Here is a 17,930-nt window from a genome sequence, read left to right as displayed (position 1 = left end):
AGTAATTATGTTTATTGTGGATTCCCATTGCCATCTTGATGGCCTGGACTATGAAAAGAACCATCGTGACCTGGATGATGTGATCGCCAAAGCGGCGGCGCGTGATGTGAAATTTATGCTGGCAATCGCCACCACGCTGCCGGGTTTTCATACCCTTAAAAGTCTGGTCGGCGAACGGAAAAATATAGCGCTCTCCTGCGGTGTGCATCCGCTGAATCAGGAAGAGGCCTATGATGTTGAGGAGTTTCGTCGGCTCTCTGCCGATCCTCAGGTGGTGGCCCTGGGTGAAACCGGGCTGGATTATCACTATCAGCCAGAAACGAAAGATCAGCAGCAGCGTTCGTTCCGGGAACATATCCGTACCGGTATTGCGCTGAACAAACCGATCATTGTTCACACCCGTGATGCCCGCGAAGATACACTGGCGATTCTGCGTGAAGAGCAGGTTGAACGTTGCGGCGGCGTGCTGCACTGCTTCACTGAGGATCAGCCCACCGCAGCAAAACTGCTGGATATGGGCTTCTACATCTCTTTTTCCGGCATCGTCACATTCCGCAATGCCGAGCAGTTACGTGAAGCCGCACGCTATGTGCCGCTGGATCGGATGCTGGTGGAAACGGATTCGCCTTATCTGGCCCCGGTGCCTTTCCGTGGTAAAGAGAATCAGCCCGCTTATACGCGCGATGTTGCCGAATATCTGGCTGTCCTGAAAGGGGTGGATTTAGAAACGCTGGCAGCCACCACCACCCAAAACTTCTCCACGCTGTTTCATATCCCGATGAGCCAGCTGGGCGCCTGATCAGCTATTATTTCAGCCTCTGTAATTAATCTGTAACCTGCGTATATGACCCTGTTTTTTCAGACAGGGTCAGCTTTTTATCGCCGATTAGTGGTGCGGATCAGTAAGAAATTTCGTAAAGTGCGCCCTTGTGATTGTCGAAACGTGATACCCGTCAAAGTAACAAATCGGGAATTATTTTACCCTTCGTAATAAATCAAAAGGCGGTCACCGCCAGCCCGGCAAAGAATCCTCCCTCTTTGCCACGCGCACTGCGCAAATATGCACTCTTACTCAGGAGCTTCACGCTATGTTCAAAAATGCTTTTGCCAACCTTCAAAAGGTCGGTAAATCGCTGATGCTGCCGGTATCGGTTCTGCCGATTGCCGGTATTTTGTTAGGGGTCGGTTCAGCCAATTTCAGCTGGTTACCTGCAGTGGTTTCGCATGTGATGGCAGAAGCGGGTGGATCGGTGTTCGCCAACATGCCGCTGATTTTCGCTATCGGTGTGGCGCTGGGCTTTACCAATAATGACGGCGTTTCGGCGCTGGCAGCGGTTGTTGCTTATGGCATCATGGTGAAAACCATGGCGGTGGTTGCCCCGCTGGTGCTGCATCTGCCTGCGGCGGAGATCGAGGCTAAACACCTCGCCGACACCGGGGTACTGGGCGGTATTATCGCCGGTTCCATCGCCGCTTACATGTTTAATCGCTTCTACCGCATCAAGCTGCCAGAATATCTGGGCTTCTTTGCCGGTAAGCGTTTTGTGCCGATTATTTCCGGTCTGGCAGCTATCATTCTTGGCGTACTGCTCTCCTTTATCTGGCCACCGATCGGTTCCGCGATTCAGGAATTCTCGCAGTGGGCAGCCTATCAAAACCCGGTTGTCGCCTTTGGTATTTATGGCGTAATTGAACGAGCGTTGGTGCCATTTGGTCTGCATCACATCTGGAACGTTCCTTTCCAGATGCAGATCGGTGAATACACCAATGCGGCAGGTCAGGTGTTCCACGGTGATATCCCGCGCTATATGGCGGGTGACCCGACCGCAGGTAAACTCTCTGGCGGCTTCCTGTTCAAAATGTACGGTCTGCCAGCGGCAGCGATTGCTATCTGGCATTCAGCGAAGCCTGAAAATCGCGCCAAAGTGGGCGGTATCATGATCTCCGCCGCGCTGACCGCATTCCTGACCGGTATCACTGAACCGATTGAATTCTCATTCATGTTCGTGGCACCAATCCTGTATGTGATCCATGCGCTGCTGGCGGGTCTGGCATTCCCAATCTGTATCCTGCTGGGGATGCGTGATGGCACCAGCTTCTCTCACGGTCTGATCGACTTTATCGTGCTGAGCGGCAACAGCAGTAAAATCTGGCTGTTCCCGATTGTTGGTATCATCTATGGTCTGGTTTACTACACCATATTCCGTGTACTGATCGCGAAGCTGGATCTGAAAACACCTGGCCGTGAAGAGAGCAGCAGCAGCGAGCAATCTACCGCGACCGGTACAGAGATGGCGGGCAAACTGGTGGCGGCGTTTGGTGGTAAAGAGAACATCACCAACCTGGATGCCTGTATCACCCGTTTACGTGTCAGCGTCGCCGATGTGGCGAAAGTGGATCAGACTGAACTGAAAAACCTCGGCGCCCGTGGCGTGGTGGTAGCCGGTTCCGGTGTGCAGGCGATTTTCGGGACTAAGTCCGATAACCTGAAAACCGATATGGATGATTACATCCGCAGCATGTAATGATTTACAGCGATGAAAAAGCCCCGCTAAGCGGGGCTTTTTTTTGGCCGGGATTCAGAGGTAAACGCGCAGATACTCTGTCAGGCATAGCAGGGCCATCGCCTGGCCGTAGGGCATAGAGGTCAGAGGAACCGTGCGGTAGTAATCCAGATCCTTGCCCATTGCGGTACCAAAGGAGACCTGTTTTAACTCGCCATCGTCATCAATATTGGCAATCACGCCGCGCAACGCTTTTTCTGCCACCTCGCGATACTCCGCGGGCAGATAACGCTTACGAACCCCTTTCAGAATGCCATAGGCAAACCCGGCGGTGGCGGAGGCTTCCGGGTAGCTGTGCGGATCATCAAGCAGGGTGTGCCACAATCCGCTGCTGTGCTGACACTCCCTGAGTGCTTTAACCTGGGTCTCAAGCACCTGCTGCAGAAAACGGCGGGTAGCGTGATGCTCAGGCCAGTTCATCATCTCCAGGAAGTCGGGAATAACAATCGTCACCCAGCTGTTACCGCGCGCCCAGCGTGCATCAGCAAAGTTATGGCGGCCGTCAAAGTTCCAGCCGTGGAACCATAAGCCGGTTTTGCGATCCATCAGATACTGGGTGTGCAGCAGAAACTGATAACTCGCTTCTTCAATCCACTCATCGCGCTTCAGCAACTGGCCAATTTTCGCCAGCGCCATCACGCTCATCATCAGCGTATCGTCCCAGAGCTGCTGTGGGTTTTCGTTGTTATAGACAATGTGCTGCAGGCCGCCCTGTTCGGTACGCGGCATCTCATACATAACCCATTCTGCCCAGCGCTCCAGCACCGGCACCCAGGCCGGGTTACCGGTCTCTTCGTAACGGTAGGCCAGCGTCAGAAAAGGACAAACGGTATTCACATTTTTGGTCGGCGTGCCTTCCGCCAGACGCTGCGTAAACCACTCATCAATGATCGCCAGCGTCTGCTGGTCACCGGTCTGCTGATAGTAGTGCAGCATGCCATACAGACCGATGCCGTGTGTCCATTCCCAACCCGCCCAGCCTTTGGTATCAATCACCCGGCCATCGTCCAGCCGTAATAAAAATTCGCCTGTCTCATCGGTGATGTTAACCAGATTCTGTGTCAGCTTTTGAATCAGCTGTACCAGTTCGCTGCGTGGCAACAGATGTTCGGGCTGGCACAATAATTTGCTGTGTTTAACGGGAAATACAGTCATGGTTTATTCCTGTCGTTTTAAGGTCGGGTTTAAAGAAGGGTTTAAAGTGGGATGTGCGGACAATTTTTCCGGCGCTGGCTTATTACGATTAAGGAAGCCAATGTTGTTGTTGCCCCAAAGATTTTCGTAAGGCATGCCAGCCAGCATTTCTACAATTCCGCGTGCTTCCGGCGTGATGCTTTCCGGCACGATGCGGCCCGCGTCGCGCATCTTCAGCGTCTCCTGGCGCAGCACAGTGTGGGTCTGCAGATTAAGCTTAAAGCGCAGTGACACGATAAAGCCGCAGGCCAGCACGGCCACAGTGCCTATGCTGAGAATCGCCAGGATAGTGTGGCTGACGCCGGGTACCTGGGTCGCCTGTCCAGAGACAAAGCCGGAGAGCTGCAGCACGATACCGACCAGCATGACTGCGCCAGCCTGCGACGCTTTACGCGTCAGGGTCATGATGCCGGCAAAAATTCCTTCACGGCGCTGTCCGGTGATCACCTCATCCACATCGGCGATATAGGTATAGGTGTTCCACGGCACATAGTTGATGCCGCCACGTCCCAGGCCTGCCAGGGCAGAGATCACCAACAGCAGTGACATGTTGTCGTTCATTCCGGCATACCACAATCCAGCGTAGGAGAGCGCCGCAAGGCCAAACAGCACAGCCACCAGACGGTAGGCGGGCGCGGGCCCCATGCGGATGCAGAGCGGAATCATCGCCATCACGGCAATAAACTGCAGCACCGCCATGGTGCCCATCAGGCTGGAGGCGACCTGAGCGCTCTGCATCAGCACAAATACCACATACCAGGTAAAGACGGCGTTAAACACATCCTGGGCGATATAGCCGCCGAGGTACATGCCAAGGTGCTGGCGGAAGATGCGGATGCGTAAGGTTGAAGCCAGCTCGACATAGAGCCGCTTGAGATTCTGCATCAGCGTCAGCTGCTGCTTTTCCTGTTCTGCACGGCGTGACTCGGCGGAAAAGTCATCGGGGTGACGCTCCCAGGTAAAGCACCACACCAGCGTCAGCACCAGCGCGCAGATTACCGAGAACACCAGGCTGGCGTAGAAGAAGGAGAGAGGATTATCTTTGCCCAGCATACCCAGCAAAATACCGGGTAAAAAGGCGGCCAGAATGGCCGACAGCTGTGCCAGGCCGATGCGGGCACCGGAGAAGCGGGTTTTCTGTTTGAAATCGTCGGTCATTTCCGGCACCAGCGTTTCATACGGCACCAGGATCATGGTGTAGACGATATCAAACAGCAGATACGTGCAGAGATACCACCAGAAACTCATGTCGCTGAGCCACATCAGGCTATAACTGAATACAGAGGGTATGCCGAGCAGGATAAAAAATTTGCGGCGGCCAAAGCGTTTGCCCAGCCAGGTCGAACCGAAGTTATCGGTCAGAAAGCCCATTAGCGGACTGACTATCGCATCCAGCACGCGGGCAGCGGCAAAGATCAGCGTGGCCTGAATCGGGGTTAACCCACAAAAGGTGGTGTAAAAATAGAGCAACCAGGCGGCGGTCAGCGCCGTGGTGCCTGCTCCAAGAAAATCTCCGGAACCGTAGGCCAGATAGTGGCCAAGACCAATTTTACGTGAGCGCATGTCTGATGCTCCTTGATGTTTATGGCGGTTTATCCCTGGTGACGCCGGTCATCTCACCCGGACTGGTTAGCAAAGTAGAACTGACGGGGCGGCTAAACCTTCGCAATTTGGCAAGTGCTGGCGCTGAAGTGGCAGTCATACAAAGAAAAGGGTGGCGAAATTCTAATTTATAAAACAGCGTTTCATTTTCTGGTGTGGCAGGGGCGTTGTTAGCATTCTGAACAGCGTGCGGGTTACGGAGAGAGGGTGCTGCTGCAAAGGCAGGCGAACAATGCAAGAAAAGTGGTCCTGAGGTTGAAAGAAAACAAATTTCTCCCGCATACTGATTGATTAAGACTCAGGCTAAAGGAATTGCACCATGGCAGAAGAAACGATTTTTAGTAAAATTATCCGCCGCGAAATCCCCGCTGATGTGGTTTATCAGGATGAGCTGGTCACTGCCTTCCGCGACATTTCGCCCAAAGCGCCGACCCATATTTTAATCGTGCCGAATGTGCTGATCCCAACGGTCAACGAGGCGGAAGCGGCGCATGAGCATGCGCTGGGACGTATGTTTACTACCGCGGCGAAAATCGCCCGTCAGGAAGGTATTGATCAAAATGGTTATCGTCTGATTGTGAACTGCAATCAACATGGTGGTCAGGAGGTTTATCACATTCATATGCATCTGCTGGGCGGTGAACCGCTGGGACCGATGCTCTCTAACTGACCTGATAACGGAAGCGTGCTATGCGATCCTGGCTGACTGGCCTGCCGATCCTGCTCTGCCTGACGGCCTGCAGCAGTGAAAAACCGATGATCAATACGTCACAGTCGCTGGTGATGGAGTCCTCTGTGTTGTCGGCAGGGATCATTACCGATGAACCGACGCTGGATGAGAACGATGGACTGAAGCGTGCCACCAGCGTGCTCTATAATCAGCGCGAAACACCGGTTGTTGTGCACTATCGTTACTACTGGTATGACGACAAAGGGCTGGAAATCACCCCGCAGGAACCGGCGCAGACCGTTACCGTTCCGGCGCAGGGCAGCATTATCGCCACTTCGCAACTGGGTAACCTGACGGCCAGCAAGGTTCGTCTTTATCTCTATCTTTAAGGATTTTCTACGTGATACGCAGTGTTAATCGTACCGGAGCGCTCCTGATGGCGCTCATTCTGACCGGCTGTGTCGTGAAACAGCAGCAGCCTGCACCGGTTGAACCGACTCAGCCTGTGGAGCCGGTGCAGCCCGTTCCACAACCTGAACCGGTGCCGCAACCGCAGCCTGTGCCACAGCCACCGAAACTGGTCACTATCAACTGGGATGCCAGCGTTCAGCCGCTGGTGGCGCAGATGTTACAGGCTGCCAGCGCCGAGCCGGGCAGCGTGTTGCTGGTGGATCGCGTTAAAAACAGCACCAACGGTGCGCTGCAAAGCGAGAAAGCGACGGCAGCTATCCAGAATGCGCTGAATAACAACGGCAAATTCACCCTGGTTTCTGCTGACCAACTGGCGCAGGCCAAGCAGACGCTGGGATTATCGCCGGATGACAGCCTGAACTCGCGCAGTAAAGCGATTGGCCTGGCGCGTAACGTTAACGCTCAGTATGTGCTCTACAGCAACGCGCGTGGCGATGTCAAAGCGCCGACGCTGCAAATGCAACTGATGCTGGTCCAGACAGGCGAGATCATCTGGTCCGGCAACGGCATTGCACAGAATTAATCCCGCTTTCCAGCGGATGATTCAGCAGGTCACCGGCGAACCAGAAAAGACATCCTTTATCCCGCTGGCCGGTCTGACCGGGCATAGCCAGAAGATTGTCAGCCCGCGCGGAACTTTTATCGCGCGGGCGGCACCGCAACCGGTTATTCCGTTTGTGGATCGGCAGCGCGAATTCCGTCTGTTACGCAAACTGCAAGCCAGCGGAGTGGCACCGCAGCCCGTGGCGGGCCATCGTCAGGGGATTATCCTGACCTGGTGCGCAGGCGAAGCGCTGGATGAACACCGTTTCAGCCAGCAGCGTCCACAGATCGTGGCACTGCTACAGCAGCTGCATCAGCAGCCGCTGACCGGCTATCGTCTGCAGTTGTTGCCGCTGTTATGGCGCTACTGGCAGCTCACTCCACAGCGGCATCACCGCTGGTTGCGGGCGCTCAGACGTCTGACGCAGCAGGGTGAACCTCACCCGCTGCGGCTGGCTCCGCTGCACATGGATCTGCATGCCGGAAATGTCATACAAGGTCCCGAAGGTCTGCGTCTGATCGACTGGGAGTATGCCGCCGATGGCGACGTGGCGCTGGAGCTGGCGGCTGTCTGTGCCAGCGATCCGCAGCACCAGGCCGACTGGCTGGCTGAGTATGCCGCGGCGATGCAGTTGCCGCTTACCGCGCTGGTGCAGCAGGTCAGACGCTGGCAGCCCTGGCTGCAGTTGCTGATGGCCAGCTGGTATCAGCTCCGTGCCAGTCAGCGTGATGACGACACATTACAACAGCTGGCTCGACAGAGCTGGGAACAGATTTAATCGCGTTACGCAGGTGCGTTTCGCTACAGGATTCATGATATGAGATCAGATTTACCCGGCCCCCTGATGCTTGACGTCGAGGGTTATGAACTGGATGGCGAAGAGCGCGACATCCTGCAGCATCCGCTGGTGGGCGGTTTAATTTTATTTGCCCGAAATTATCATGATCCCGCACAGCTGGCTGAGCTGGTGCGGCAGATCCGCGCCGCCTCTCACACCCAGCTGGTAGTGGCGGTGGATCAGGAGGGGGGTCGCGTGCAGCGTTTCCGTGACGGCTTCACCCAACTGCCTGCCATGCAATCTTTTGCTGCGCTGCATGACCTGGATACCGCCGGTGAACTGGCACAACAGGCGGGATGGCAAATGGCGGCCGAGATGATCGCCATGGATATCGATATCAGCTTTGCGCCGGTACTCGATATTGGTCATATCAGCGCCGCGATTGGTGACCGTTCTTTCCATGCCGATCCGGCCATCGCCCTTGACGTCGCCCGCCGCTTTATTGCGGGGATGCACGAGGCGGGCATGAAGACCACGGGCAAACATTTTCCGGGTCACGGTGCGGTGAGTGCGGATTCGCATAAAGAGACCCCACGCGATCCGCGGGACGAAAAGACGCTGCGTGAGCATGACATGGCAATCTTCAGCAAGCTGATTACCGAACAGGCACTGGACGCCATCATGCCCGCACACGTCATCTACTCCGAAGTTGATCCGCTGCCCGCCAGTGGTTCGCCATACTGGCTTAAAACCGTGCTGCGTGAGCAACTGGGCTTTGACGGTATTATTTTCTCCGACGATCTGTCGATGGAGGGCGCAGCGGTGATGGGCAGCTATCCTGAGCGGGCGCAGCAGTCCCTTTCCGCGGGCTGTGACATGATTCTGGTGTGCAATCAGCGTCAGGGCGCCATCAGTGTACTGGATAACCTGATCCCGGTCGGGTCAGAGCGGGTCACACAGCTGTATCATCAGGGCAGGTTTACCCGCGATGAACTGCGGGGAACGCATCGCTGGAAAAATAATGCTCAGCAACTGAGTGCGCTTCAGGAACGCTGGCTGGCTCATAAGGCGTCGTGGTAAGCAGTGACTGCCCGGCGCTATCACTACCTTGAGGATTATCATGATCATCTATCTGCACGGTTTTGATTCCAACAGTCCGGGCAATCACGAAAAAGTGCTGCAACTGCAATTTATCGATCCTGACGTCAGGTTGATCAGTTACAGCACCCGCCATCCCAAACATGACATGCAGTTTCTGCTAAAAGAGACCGATAAGATGCTGACGCTTTCTGACGACGACCGGCCGCTGATTTGCGGTGTCGGACTGGGCGGCTTCTGGTCAGAGCGCATTGGATTTCTGTGCGGCATCCGGCAGGTGATTTTTAATCCCAACCTCTCGCCGCAGGCGAACATGGAAGGGAAGATCGACCGGCCGGAGGAGTATCAGGATATCGCAACGAAGTGCGTCAGCGATTTTCGCGAGCATAATCGTGACCGCTGTCTGGCCATTCTCTCCCGTCACGATGAGGCGCTCGACAGCCAGCACATTGCTGACCAGCTGCATCCGTTTTATGAAATTGTCTGGGATGAGACGGAAGGGCACAAATTCAAAAATATATCCCCACATCTTAAGCGGATAAAAGCTTTTAAAACATTAGGTTAAGCAGCAAAGGCACCGCAAGGTGCCTGTTTTTATTACGTAATTATCTGAGTTTTATTTTCCCGCTTTGATGTATATCAATATTCTTATGTTCTCCTCTTCCCGCCATGCTATTCTCCCAGCAGATTGCGATTTTAACTTCGCCAACCCTATGTTTCTTAAGGTTTAATTTAACCTTTGGTTAACTTTTGGTTCACAATTTGAGGGGGTCTTTGTTGACTACGTCTGTTAAGAAAATTGTTATTGTCGGAGGGGGAGCGGGCGGCCTGGAAATGGCCACGCAGCTGGGCCATAAACTGGGTCGTAAAAAGAAGGCCGAGATTATCCTGGTTGATCGTAACCACAGTCACTTGTGGAAGCCGCTGCTGCACGAAGTGGCGACCGGCTCAATGGACGAAGGCATTGATGCATTGAGCTATCTGGCTCATGCCCGCAATCACGGTTTTGAGTTCCAGCTGGGTTCACTCACCGATATCGATCGCACCCGAAAAGTGATCCGCCTGGCCGAAGTGCTGAATGCGCAGGGCGAAGTGCTGGTGCCACAACGTGAAGTGGCCTACGACCAGTTGGTAATGGCGCTGGGCAGCACCTCGAATGATTTCGGTACGCCGGGCGTTAAAGATCACTGCATCTTCCTGGATAATCCGCATCAGGCGCGTCGTTTCCATAACGAAATGCTCAACCTGTTCCTGAAATTCTCCGCCAGCGAAGGCCGGGTCGAGAAAGTTAACATCGCCATCGTGGGCGGCGGGGCAACAGGCGTTGAGCTGTCAGCTGAATTGCACAACGCGGTGAAACAGCTGCACAGCTACGGCTTCAAAGGCCTGGGACGCGAAGCGCTGAATGTGACGCTGGTGGAAGCGGGTGAACGTATCCTGCCTGCACTGCCACCGCGCATCTCTGCTGCGGCACATCAGGAGCTGACCAAGCTGGGCGTGCGCGTGCTGACGCAGACCATGGTCACCAGCGCCGAGCGTAATGGCCTGAATACCAAAGGCGGTGAGTTTATCGAAGCCGATCTGATGGTCTGGGCGGCTGGGATTAAAGCACCTGACTTCCTGAAAGAGATTGGCGGACTGGAAACCAACCGCATCAATCAGCTGGTGGTCAAAGAGACGCTGCAAACCACGCTGGACGATGACATCTACGCGATTGGCGACTGCGCCTCCTGCGCCTTGCCGGGCGGCGGTTTTGTACCACCGCGCGCCCAGTCAGCGCATCAGATGGCCTCACGCGCCATGGACAACATTCTGGCGCAGCGTGACGGTAAACCGCTAAAAGCCTATGTCTATAAAGATCATGGCTCGCTGGTATCGCTCTCCCGCTTCAGTACGGTCGGCAGCCTGATGGGCAACCTGATGCGCGGCTCAATGATGGTGGAAGGGCGCATCGCGCGCTTTGTCTATATCTCGCTTTACCGTATGCACCAGATTGCGCTGCACGGCTACTTCAAAACCGGTCTGATGATGCTGGTCGGCAGTATTAACCGGGTTATTCGTCCCCGGCTGAAGCTGCACTAAGCAACAGCAATAACGCTGGCTAATTAATGTTAAGCCTCCTCCTTTATGAGGGGGCTTTTTTATGCCCTTGAGGGGCACACATTAAGACAAATTAAACATCAGTTTCCTGTATGATGATTAATAAGAAATCCCGGACTTAATGCCGGGATTTTACTTTACAGGTCAGTCAATTATCCTTCAGTCGCCAGCCGGATGATCAGCTGTCCCGGCCCGGTGATCACCTCGATCTTCTGCCCGGTAGTAAAACCCAGTGCTTCCAGCCAGCGCCCTTTAATGGTGAGCTGTGGCAGCGGGTTCGGCTGGCCCTTATTAGGCCGGTATCCCACTTTGTAATAATGTACCTGCGTTCCGCTGGCGGCGGTTGTGGGCGTGCGGGTTTCTGACTTATGATGCGTGTCAGCCATAATTAACTCCCAATCAGTTAGTTGTGGTCAGCGGGCTGTTGGTGTTCCACCACCTTCAGCCCGCGCTAAAAAATCTCTCGTTACGCTATTCCTGTTCCGTTTTAACTGTTTAAATATACACCTCATGCGGCGTAAACTCGCTGAAAGCTTAGTAATAAATTGCGAGCTGTCTTTGAAAATCAGATAGTTTTCTGCGGTCTGGCTTTCGTTCATTTTTCTTCACAGCCAGCTTGAAAATAACGATTTTGGGAAAATACAGGTATTATTTTTCCGAATGCTTTCATTTATTCAGAGGGGTTTAAATAGAACTGTAACTTAATCTTTTAATGGGTTATGGATATACAGGTCAGTTAATAATCTGCGTTAATGGATTGTATAAGGCAGGATAATTTTCTGGATGTATGTGCCGTAATGGTTTTCAGGGGTTTGGCTTTTTTATGGCAACTCGGTCTTGATACCTCTAATTCTTTTTGGTCTAATAGTGCCATTAAGAATTGATTGATAACTAACCGCCAGGATGAATCCTGTGGTTAAATTCTTTACTTAACCTAAATTAAATGGCCGAAGTGCCATTTAATAAGGCTGGCGTTTAAGTTTCACATTCACTCAGGCCAGCTTGTTTAAAAAAAACCGGGTATGAATAGATGCTCTCCGACCGATCTGAACATCAGGCGCGGAGCGCTACATGAAATTCCTGTCCGATACAGGCGGATAGATAAAAAATTTATCCTGTCCGTCGGGTATTGGTGATTCAGGGAACGAAGTCCTGCGTTAAGCGCAGGGAAATAATGTTAAATTATGAAAAGGAATTAACTACATGACCTCTAAAATGACGATGCTGGCATTACTGTGTGGCGGTCTTCTCGTGGGCAGCAATGCGCTGGCTGATAATCACACCGTCTCGGTTGGATATGCACAAAGCAAGGTTGAAGACTTTAAAAATATCCGTGGCGTCAACGTTCAGTATCGCTATGAATGGGAGTCTCCTCTCAGTGTGATTGGCTCATTCAGCTACATGAAAGGCGATGAAAGTTATTCCGAGCAGAATGATTATTTTGACGGTATTGAGAAATATAATGAAAAAATTGAAGCGAAATATTATTCCCTGATGGCGGGTCCGGCATACCGTATTAATGACTATGTCAGTTTCTACGGCTTAATTGGGGTCGCGCGTACCAAAGTAGAAGACAAAGCCAATTACCAGTCACAGTACGCACAGTATTCGGGTTATTACAGCGAAAGCAAAACATCCTTTGCCTACGGTGCGGGTGTCGTGGTTAATCCTATCAGCAATCTCTCTGTGAGTGTTGGATATGAAGGTACTCGCGTAAAATATAACGAAGATGTTGCCATCAATGGTTTTAACATCGGCGTTGGCTATCGTTTCTAAGTTGCCTGAAGCCTGTAACCCCGGCCGTCTGGCTGGGGTTATTTATTCCTGCGCCGGGTAAGTGAGGGGCAGACGGCGAATTTGCTTTAAATGTTTTCATGTGCAAACTGATAACGTGACTGCCGGCTTTACTTCCGATTAGTTATTATTAGCTGATTGATTCTACTATTATTATCCATAATTCCCTGAAACTGTCAGTGCGGCTTTCCAGCCTCAGAACTCTCCTAAAAACTGGTCCTGATAGCAAAGTGACCAATTTCCTCCATTTATCTGATGTTGCATTTTCGGTCCATCTGTAAAACTTCATCTCAACAAACACGGCGCGTCGCGCACGCCGGTTATACCTCAGTTAACGAGGATGCTTTAGCAGCAGGATTGCGCGGTAACACTTTTCAGGAGGAACTTCCTGTGAATAAATCAATGTTAGCGGGTATCGGTATTGGTGTGGCAGCAGCTCTGGGTGTTGCAGCCGTAGCAGGCATGAACGTGTTTGATCGCGGTCCTCAATATGCTCAGGTACTGTCTGCAACGCCAATCAAAGAGAGCATTAAACAGCCTCGTCAGGAGTGCCGTAATGTCACTCTGACCCACCGTCGGGCCGTGCAGGATGAAAACCGTCTTGCCGGGTCTGTATTAGGTGCAGTGGCAGGTGGAGTGCTGGGTCACCAGTTTGGTGGCGGTCGCGGCAGAGATGTGGCGACAGTAGCAGGTGCGGTAGCGGGTGGTTATGCCGGTAATCAGGTCCAGGGCGGACTGCAGGATCGGGATACCTACACCACAACCGAACAGCGCTGCAAAACAGTTTACGATAAACAAGAGAAAAAACTGGGATATGACGTGACCTATAAAATAGGCGATCAGCAGGGTAAAATCCGTATGGAAAATGACCCCGGCACGCGTATTCCACTGGATCGCAATGGTCAGCTGGTTCTCAACGGCGATCAGGCGTAATTGGGCAAAGCTTTGCCGCTCACGCGGCCACACAGCACAACGTAATACAGCAGTAATGAAAAAGGCGCATCTCAGGATGCGCCTTTGTTTGCGGCAAACTAACCGGCGTTTTACCGGTTAGATCACCAACGCACGGGCAGGGTTTTATGCCTGCCGTTGAGCCAGTTGCGAAACGAATCCCTGCACCCACTCAAGCCGCACTTTTCTTTCCGATAGCTCACGGGTAAACCGCAGTCGCGTCGGCCCATCCAGCTTCCACTGCTGAGGCTCTTTCTGCAGCAGGCCTATCAGCCATGCCGGATCCACGTTGTTCTTCGGCGCAAAATCGAAATAACCGCCTTTGTCGCTGGCTTCGATCTTACGCAGACCGACAGCGCGGGCTTTCAGCCGGATAATCGCCACATCCAGCAGGTTACGCGCCGGATCGGGCAGCAGGCCAAAGCGGTCGATCATCTCAACCTTCAGCTCCTGCAGCTCCTCTTCAGCCTCCGCGCTGGCGATGCGTTTATAGAGTGAAAGACGGGTACTGACATCCGGGATAAAGGTCTCGGGCAGCAGGGCGGGCATCCGCAGCTCCACCTCGGTCTGGTTGCTGGTGAGATCTTCCAGTGACGGCTCGCGACCCGCTTTCAGCGCCTCGACCGCATTCTCCAGCAGCTCCATATAAAGCGTGAAGCCCAGCGTCTCCATCTGTCCGCTCTGCTCATCACCCAGCAGTTCGCCGGCACCGCGAATCTCCAGGTCATGCGTTGCCAGCGCAAAACCGGCACCCAGATCTTCCAGCGAAGCGATCGCCTCCAGCCGCTTATGCGCATCTGCGGTCATCGACTTCGGATGAGGCGTTAACAGCCAGGCATAAGCCTGATGATGCGAACGCCCGACGCGACCACGCAGCTGATGCAGCTGCGCCAGGCCAAAGTGATCGGCCCGCTCGATGATGATGGTATTGGCGGTCGGAATGTCGATACCGGTTTCGATAATGGTGGTACAGACCAGCACGTTGAAACGCTGATGGTGGAAATCGTTCATCACACGTTCCAGATCACGCTCACGCATCTGACCATGACCAATAGCGACACGCGCTTCCGGCACCAGTTCGCTGAGACGCTGCGCCGCTTTCTCGATATTTTCAACGTCATTGTAGAGATAGTAGACCTGTCCGCCACGCAGAACCTCACGCAGGATCGCTTCGCGGATCACCAGATCGTCAAATTCACGGACAAAGGTTTTCACCGCTAAACGGCGGGCAGGCGGCGTGGCGATGATCGAGAGATCGCGCATGCCGCTCATGGCCATATTCAGGGTACGAGGGATTGGCGTTGCGGTCAGCGTCAGAATGTCCACATCGGCGCGCATCGCCTTGATGCGCTCTTTGTGACGCACCCCGAAACGGTGCTCTTCATCGACAATCAGCAGACCGAGATCGTGCCATTTGAGATCGCTCATCAGCAGCTTATGGGTGCCGATTAAGATGTCGATCTTGCCATCGCTGGCCTGTTCCAGCACCTGCGTCTGCTCTTTGGCAGTACGGAAACGGGAAAGCATCTCAATGCGAACCGGCCAGTTGGCGAAGCGATCGCGGAAGTTGTCGTAATGCTGCTGTGCCAGCAGGGTGGTCGGCACCAGCACGGCCACCTGTTTATGGTTCTCAATCGCCAGAAACGCCGCGCGCATGGCCACTTCGGTTTTACCGAAACCAACGTCGCCGCACACCAGACGGTCCATCGCCAGCGGCTCGCACATATCACTCAGCACCGCGTTGATCGCCTGCGCCTGGTCCGGGGTGGTTTCAAACGGGAAGCTTTCGCAGAACAGCTGATACTGCTCGCGATTATGCTTAAAGGCAAAGCCGGTTTTGGCGGCGCGCTGAGCATAGATATCCAGCAGTTCAGCTGCCACATCACGCACTTTCTCAGCCGCTTTCTGCCGTGCGCGTGACCAGGCATCGCTGCCCAGTTTGTGCAGTGGTGCATTATCGTCAGCACCGCCCGCGTAGCGGCTAATCAGGTGCAGCGATGAAACCGGCACATAAAGCTTGGCGTCGTTGGCGTAAGAGAGCATCAGATATTCCGCCTCAATGCCGCCGGCTTCCAGCGTGGTGAGGCCAATATAACGACCCACACCGTGTTCCAGATGCACCACCGGCTGGCCGGGATGCAGCTCCGCCAGGTTACGGATCAGAATGTCCGGATTGATAGTGCGACGGGTATCCTGACGGCGACGGCTGACGCGTTCGCCCAGCAAATCGCTTTCGCAAATCAGCGCCCGGTTGCCCTGGGTATCAATAAAACCGCGCTCGCTGGCGCCGATCATCAGTCGGAAACGCTCTTCGCCGGTCTCATCGAAGCGGTGCACCGGCTGAGGACGCAGTTTAATCCGGGCCAGCAGATCCTGCAGGCTTTCACGGCGGCCTTCACTTTCCACCGAGAAGACCACGGTGCCGCTGAAGGTCTCAATAAACTGACGCAGATGATCGAGTGGCGCTTTTGCCTGCGCCTGAACGGTCAGGTCAGGCAGCGGGGTATAACCGAGGTTGGTATTCGCGGCTTTGGCGGGCAGCACCTCATTGGTCATCTGGATGCGCGGCCAGGCTTTCAGCTCTCCCATTAATGCATCCGGACGCAGCCACAGGGTGACCGGCTCCAGCAGTGGACGCATCGGATCAACGCGGCGATTTTCATAGCGTGCCTCGGCATCCTGCCAGAAGCGGCTGGCGCTGCCTTCAAGATCGCCACAGTTCACAATCAGGGTATTATCCGGCAGATAGCTGAACAGACTGGGCAACGGCTGCTCAAAAAACAGCGGCTGCCAGTATTCGATGCCCGCTGGCAACGTGCCTTTGCTGACCTGCTGATAGACATGCTCCGACTCACGGCGCACATCAAACGTTTCACGCCAGCGGCTGCGGAACAGCTCAATGGCGGCTTTGTCGCTGGGAAACTCATGCGCAGGCAGCAGGTTAATTTCGGGGACCGCTTCCAGCGTGCGCTGACTGTCGACGTCGAACAGGCGCAGGCTGTCGATCTCATCATCGAAAAAGTCGATGCGGTAGGGCTGATCGCTGCCCATCGGGAACAGATCGAGCAGGGCGCCGCGCGTGGCGTATTCACCGTGCTCCATCACCTGATCGACATGGCGATAACCGGCCTGCTCAAGCTGGTCGCGCAGCCGGTCGCGAGACAGTTTTTGTCCCTGCTTCATCACCAGCGCATGGCCGTGCAGAAAACTGTGCGGGCAGACGCGCTGCATCAGGGTGTTGACCGGCATGATCAGCATACCGCGCTGCATCACCGGCAGCTGGTAGAGGGTCGACAGGCGGGCGGAGATAATATCCTGATGCGGCGAAAAGCTGTCGTAGGGCAGCGTTTCCCAGTCGGCAAGGTGCGCCACCGGTAGATCGGTAAACTGGCGGATTTCATCCAGCAGACGCAGAGCGGTTTGGGTATCGGGTGTAATCATTAACACCGGACCAGCATGTCGTTCGGTAATGCTGGCACACTCCACCGCGTGCGCCGCGCCTATGAGCTGGCCGAGCTGACGGTGATCGCCGGATTTAACGGGCAGGGTATAACGAGTCTGTTCGGGCATGGGATCTCGGGGTTGCTCCATTTTTCCAGGACGTAATCATTCCATATTATGTCAGGGGGATCACCTCTGCGGCACAATTTTCCTGCCGCGCCGCGCTGAACCAGGGGATCGGTCAGCCATTACCGGGCGTCAGCGGTAATCGTGCGGATAAAGAGAGGATAGACGGAGTCTGGCAAGGGATCAGAAAAAACCGCCGTCGCCATGCAGCGACGGGGTTAAACGGGCATTTTATTTTATGGATTGCTGTGTGTAATGCATGCGTGGGCGGTCGATATTCGCCCAGGATAACTCCTGCTCAGGATGATAGCTGAGGTTACCGTCGTCCCACTTTACGTAGTAGCCGGCTGGTGCGTTTCCCTGCTCAAAGACGTTGATGATTTCGCCTCTGATCTCCCCGGATTTATGTTTAACGATGCTGCCTTTGGGAAATTTCAACATGGTCGCTACCTCATACTGCCCGGCAATAAATCACCCGTGATCATGGTACTGATTGTAGTCTACCCCCCTGGGCGCTGAATAATCAGCCAATAAGCGGCGGCTTTATCGGCTATTCCGCTGCTTTGGCGCGCAAAGTGACGCATCCGGATGCAACTT

16 protein-coding genes are annotated in these 17,930 nt (G+C 54.1%); 11 read left to right on the top strand and 5 right to left on the bottom strand.

Translation table 11 applies throughout. The features are described 5' to 3' along the window. Window positions 1-7 precede the first annotated feature (7 nt). Together OK412_RS10695 and ptsG are read left to right on the top strand one after the other, a co-directional pair. Entirely contained in the window at window positions 8-799 is a 792-nt protein-coding gene (locus tag OK412_RS10695; RefSeq protein WP_033757273.1) for a metal-dependent hydrolase, read from the top strand. A gap of 289 nt (window positions 800-1,088) precedes the next feature. Continuing rightward, window positions 1,089-2,525, top strand: a complete 1,437-nt coding sequence (gene ptsG / locus OK412_RS10690; RefSeq protein WP_010669858.1) for a PTS glucose transporter subunit IIBC — start codon at window positions 1,089-1,091, stop codon at window positions 2,523-2,525. A gap of 54 nt (window positions 2,526-2,579) precedes the next feature. Here ptsG and OK412_RS10685 read toward each other — a convergent pair whose 3' ends face one another. Together OK412_RS10685 and OK412_RS10680 are read right to left on the bottom strand one after the other, a co-directional pair. Next, entirely contained in the window at window positions 2,580-3,719 is a 1,140-nt protein-coding gene (locus OK412_RS10685; RefSeq protein WP_010669859.1) for a glycoside hydrolase family 105 protein, read from the bottom strand. A 3-nt stretch (window positions 3,720-3,722) separates the two neighbouring features. Continuing rightward, window positions 3,723-5,321, bottom strand: a complete 1,599-nt coding sequence (locus tag OK412_RS10680; RefSeq protein WP_154210897.1) for an MFS transporter — start codon at window positions 5,319-5,321, stop codon at window positions 3,723-3,725. A 358-nt stretch (window positions 5,322-5,679) separates the two neighbouring features. On the opposite strand from OK412_RS10680, the gene hinT reads away from it, so the two are divergent. The 7 genes from hinT (at window position 5,680) to OK412_RS10645 (ending at window position 11,003) form a co-directional block, all read left to right on the top strand. Beyond that, complete coding sequence (gene hinT / locus OK412_RS10675; RefSeq protein WP_009090851.1) at window positions 5,680-6,030, top strand: purine nucleoside phosphoramidase; 351 nt, start codon at window positions 5,680-5,682, stop codon at window positions 6,028-6,030. 20 nt (window positions 6,031-6,050) lie between these two features. After that, on the top strand, window positions 6,051-6,419 hold the full coding sequence (locus OK412_RS10670; RefSeq protein ID WP_010246307.1) for a YcfL family protein: 369 nt from the start codon (window positions 6,051-6,053) through the stop codon (window positions 6,417-6,419). An 11-nt stretch (window positions 6,420-6,430) separates the two neighbouring features. Next, on the top strand, window positions 6,431-7,024 hold the full coding sequence (lpoB, locus tag OK412_RS10665; protein ID WP_022625861.1) for a penicillin-binding protein activator LpoB: 594 nt from the start codon (window positions 6,431-6,433) through the stop codon (window positions 7,022-7,024). Between the two features lie 16 nt (window positions 7,025-7,040). Further along, the gene (gene thiK / locus OK412_RS10660) at window positions 7,041-7,823 is read left to right on the top strand and encodes a thiamine kinase (RefSeq protein ID WP_264353260.1); all 783 of its coding nucleotides are present in this window, start codon (window positions 7,041-7,043) and stop codon (window positions 7,821-7,823) included. A 39-nt stretch (window positions 7,824-7,862) separates the two neighbouring features. Continuing rightward, window positions 7,863-8,903, top strand: coding sequence for a beta-N-acetylhexosaminidase (gene nagZ, locus OK412_RS10655; RefSeq protein ID WP_264353160.1), 1,041 nt, complete (start codon window positions 7,863-7,865; stop codon window positions 8,901-8,903). 40 nt (window positions 8,904-8,943) lie between these two features. Beyond that, window positions 8,944-9,486 (top strand): alpha/beta hydrolase YcfP, encoded by a 543-nt coding sequence (gene ycfP, locus OK412_RS10650; RefSeq protein WP_033779408.1) that lies wholly within the window; start codon window positions 8,944-8,946, stop codon window positions 9,484-9,486. Between the two features lie 212 nt (window positions 9,487-9,698). Continuing rightward, window positions 9,699-11,003 carry an NAD(P)/FAD-dependent oxidoreductase gene (locus OK412_RS10645; protein ID WP_010246297.1) on the top strand — a complete coding sequence of 435 codons (1,305 nt, stop codon included), beginning with the start codon at window positions 9,699-9,701 and terminating at the stop codon, window positions 11,001-11,003. A gap of 170 nt (window positions 11,004-11,173) precedes the next feature. On the opposite strand, the gene OK412_RS10640 is transcribed toward OK412_RS10645, so the two are convergent. Further along, entirely contained in the window at window positions 11,174-11,407 is a 234-nt protein-coding gene (locus OK412_RS10640; RefSeq protein ID WP_022625857.1) for a SymE family type I addiction module toxin, read from the bottom strand. Between the two features lie 817 nt (window positions 11,408-12,224). On the opposite strand from OK412_RS10640, the gene OK412_RS10635 reads away from it, so the two are divergent. Beyond that, window positions 12,225-12,797 (top strand): Ail/Lom family outer membrane beta-barrel protein, encoded by a 573-nt coding sequence (locus tag OK412_RS10635; protein WP_264353159.1) that lies wholly within the window; start codon window positions 12,225-12,227, stop codon window positions 12,795-12,797. Window positions 12,798-13,205: 408 nt separating this feature from the next. After that, the gene (locus tag OK412_RS10630; RefSeq protein ID WP_003849847.1) at window positions 13,206-13,748 is read left to right on the top strand and encodes a glycine zipper 2TM domain-containing protein; all 543 of its coding nucleotides are present in this window, start codon (window positions 13,206-13,208) and stop codon (window positions 13,746-13,748) included. A 144-nt stretch (window positions 13,749-13,892) separates the two neighbouring features. Here OK412_RS10630 and mfd read toward each other — a convergent pair whose 3' ends face one another. Both mfd and OK412_RS10620 read right to left on the bottom strand, forming a co-directional pair. Continuing rightward, entirely contained in the window at window positions 13,893-17,336 is a 3,444-nt protein-coding gene (mfd, locus tag OK412_RS10625; RefSeq protein ID WP_061901565.1) for a transcription-repair coupling factor, read from the bottom strand. A 228-nt stretch (window positions 17,337-17,564) separates the two neighbouring features. After that, entirely contained in the window at window positions 17,565-17,774 is a 210-nt protein-coding gene (locus OK412_RS10620) for a hypothetical protein (RefSeq protein WP_003849845.1), read from the bottom strand. Window positions 17,775-17,930 lie beyond the last annotated feature (156 nt).

The organism is Pantoea sp. JV6 (assembly GCF_025910055.1).
GTDB lineage: Bacteria > Pseudomonadota > Gammaproteobacteria > Enterobacterales > Enterobacteriaceae > Pantoea > Pantoea agglomerans.
This window is presented reverse-complemented; position numbering and strand designations above follow the sequence as displayed.

Excerpts from the sequence above, each read along its gene's own strand:
- OK412_RS10640 (WP_022625857.1), bottom strand. The coding sequence starts at position 11,407 with ATGGCTGACACGCATCATAAGTCAGAAACCCGCACGCCCACAACCGCC.
- nagZ (WP_264353160.1), top strand. The coding sequence starts at position 7,863 with ATGAGATCAGATTTACCCGGCCCCCTGATGCTTGACGTCGAGGGTTAT.
- thiK (WP_264353260.1), top strand. The coding sequence starts at position 7,041 with ATGATTCAGCAGGTCACCGGCGAACCAGAAAAGACATCCTTTATCCCG.
- OK412_RS10620 (WP_003849845.1), bottom strand. The coding sequence starts at position 17,774 with ATGTTGAAATTTCCCAAAGGCAGCATCGTTAAACATAAATCCGGGGAG.
- ycfP (WP_033779408.1), top strand. The coding sequence starts at position 8,944 with ATGATCATCTATCTGCACGGTTTTGATTCCAACAGTCCGGGCAATCAC.
- OK412_RS10685 (WP_010669859.1), bottom strand. The coding sequence starts at position 3,719 with ATGACTGTATTTCCCGTTAAACACAGCAAATTATTGTGCCAGCCCGAA.
- OK412_RS10695 (WP_033757273.1), top strand. The coding sequence starts at position 8 with ATGTTTATTGTGGATTCCCATTGCCATCTTGATGGCCTGGACTATGAA.
- hinT (WP_009090851.1), top strand. The coding sequence starts at position 5,680 with ATGGCAGAAGAAACGATTTTTAGTAAAATTATCCGCCGCGAAATCCCC.
- mfd (WP_061901565.1), bottom strand. The coding sequence starts at position 17,336 with ATGCCCGAACAGACTCGTTATACCCTGCCCGTTAAATCCGGCGATCAC.
- OK412_RS10680 (WP_154210897.1), bottom strand. The coding sequence starts at position 5,321 with ATGCGCTCACGTAAAATTGGTCTTGGCCACTATCTGGCCTACGGTTCC.
- OK412_RS10635 (WP_264353159.1), top strand. The coding sequence starts at position 12,225 with ATGACCTCTAAAATGACGATGCTGGCATTACTGTGTGGCGGTCTTCTC.
- ptsG (WP_010669858.1), top strand. The coding sequence starts at position 1,089 with ATGTTCAAAAATGCTTTTGCCAACCTTCAAAAGGTCGGTAAATCGCTG.
- OK412_RS10670 (WP_010246307.1), top strand. The coding sequence starts at position 6,051 with ATGCGATCCTGGCTGACTGGCCTGCCGATCCTGCTCTGCCTGACGGCC.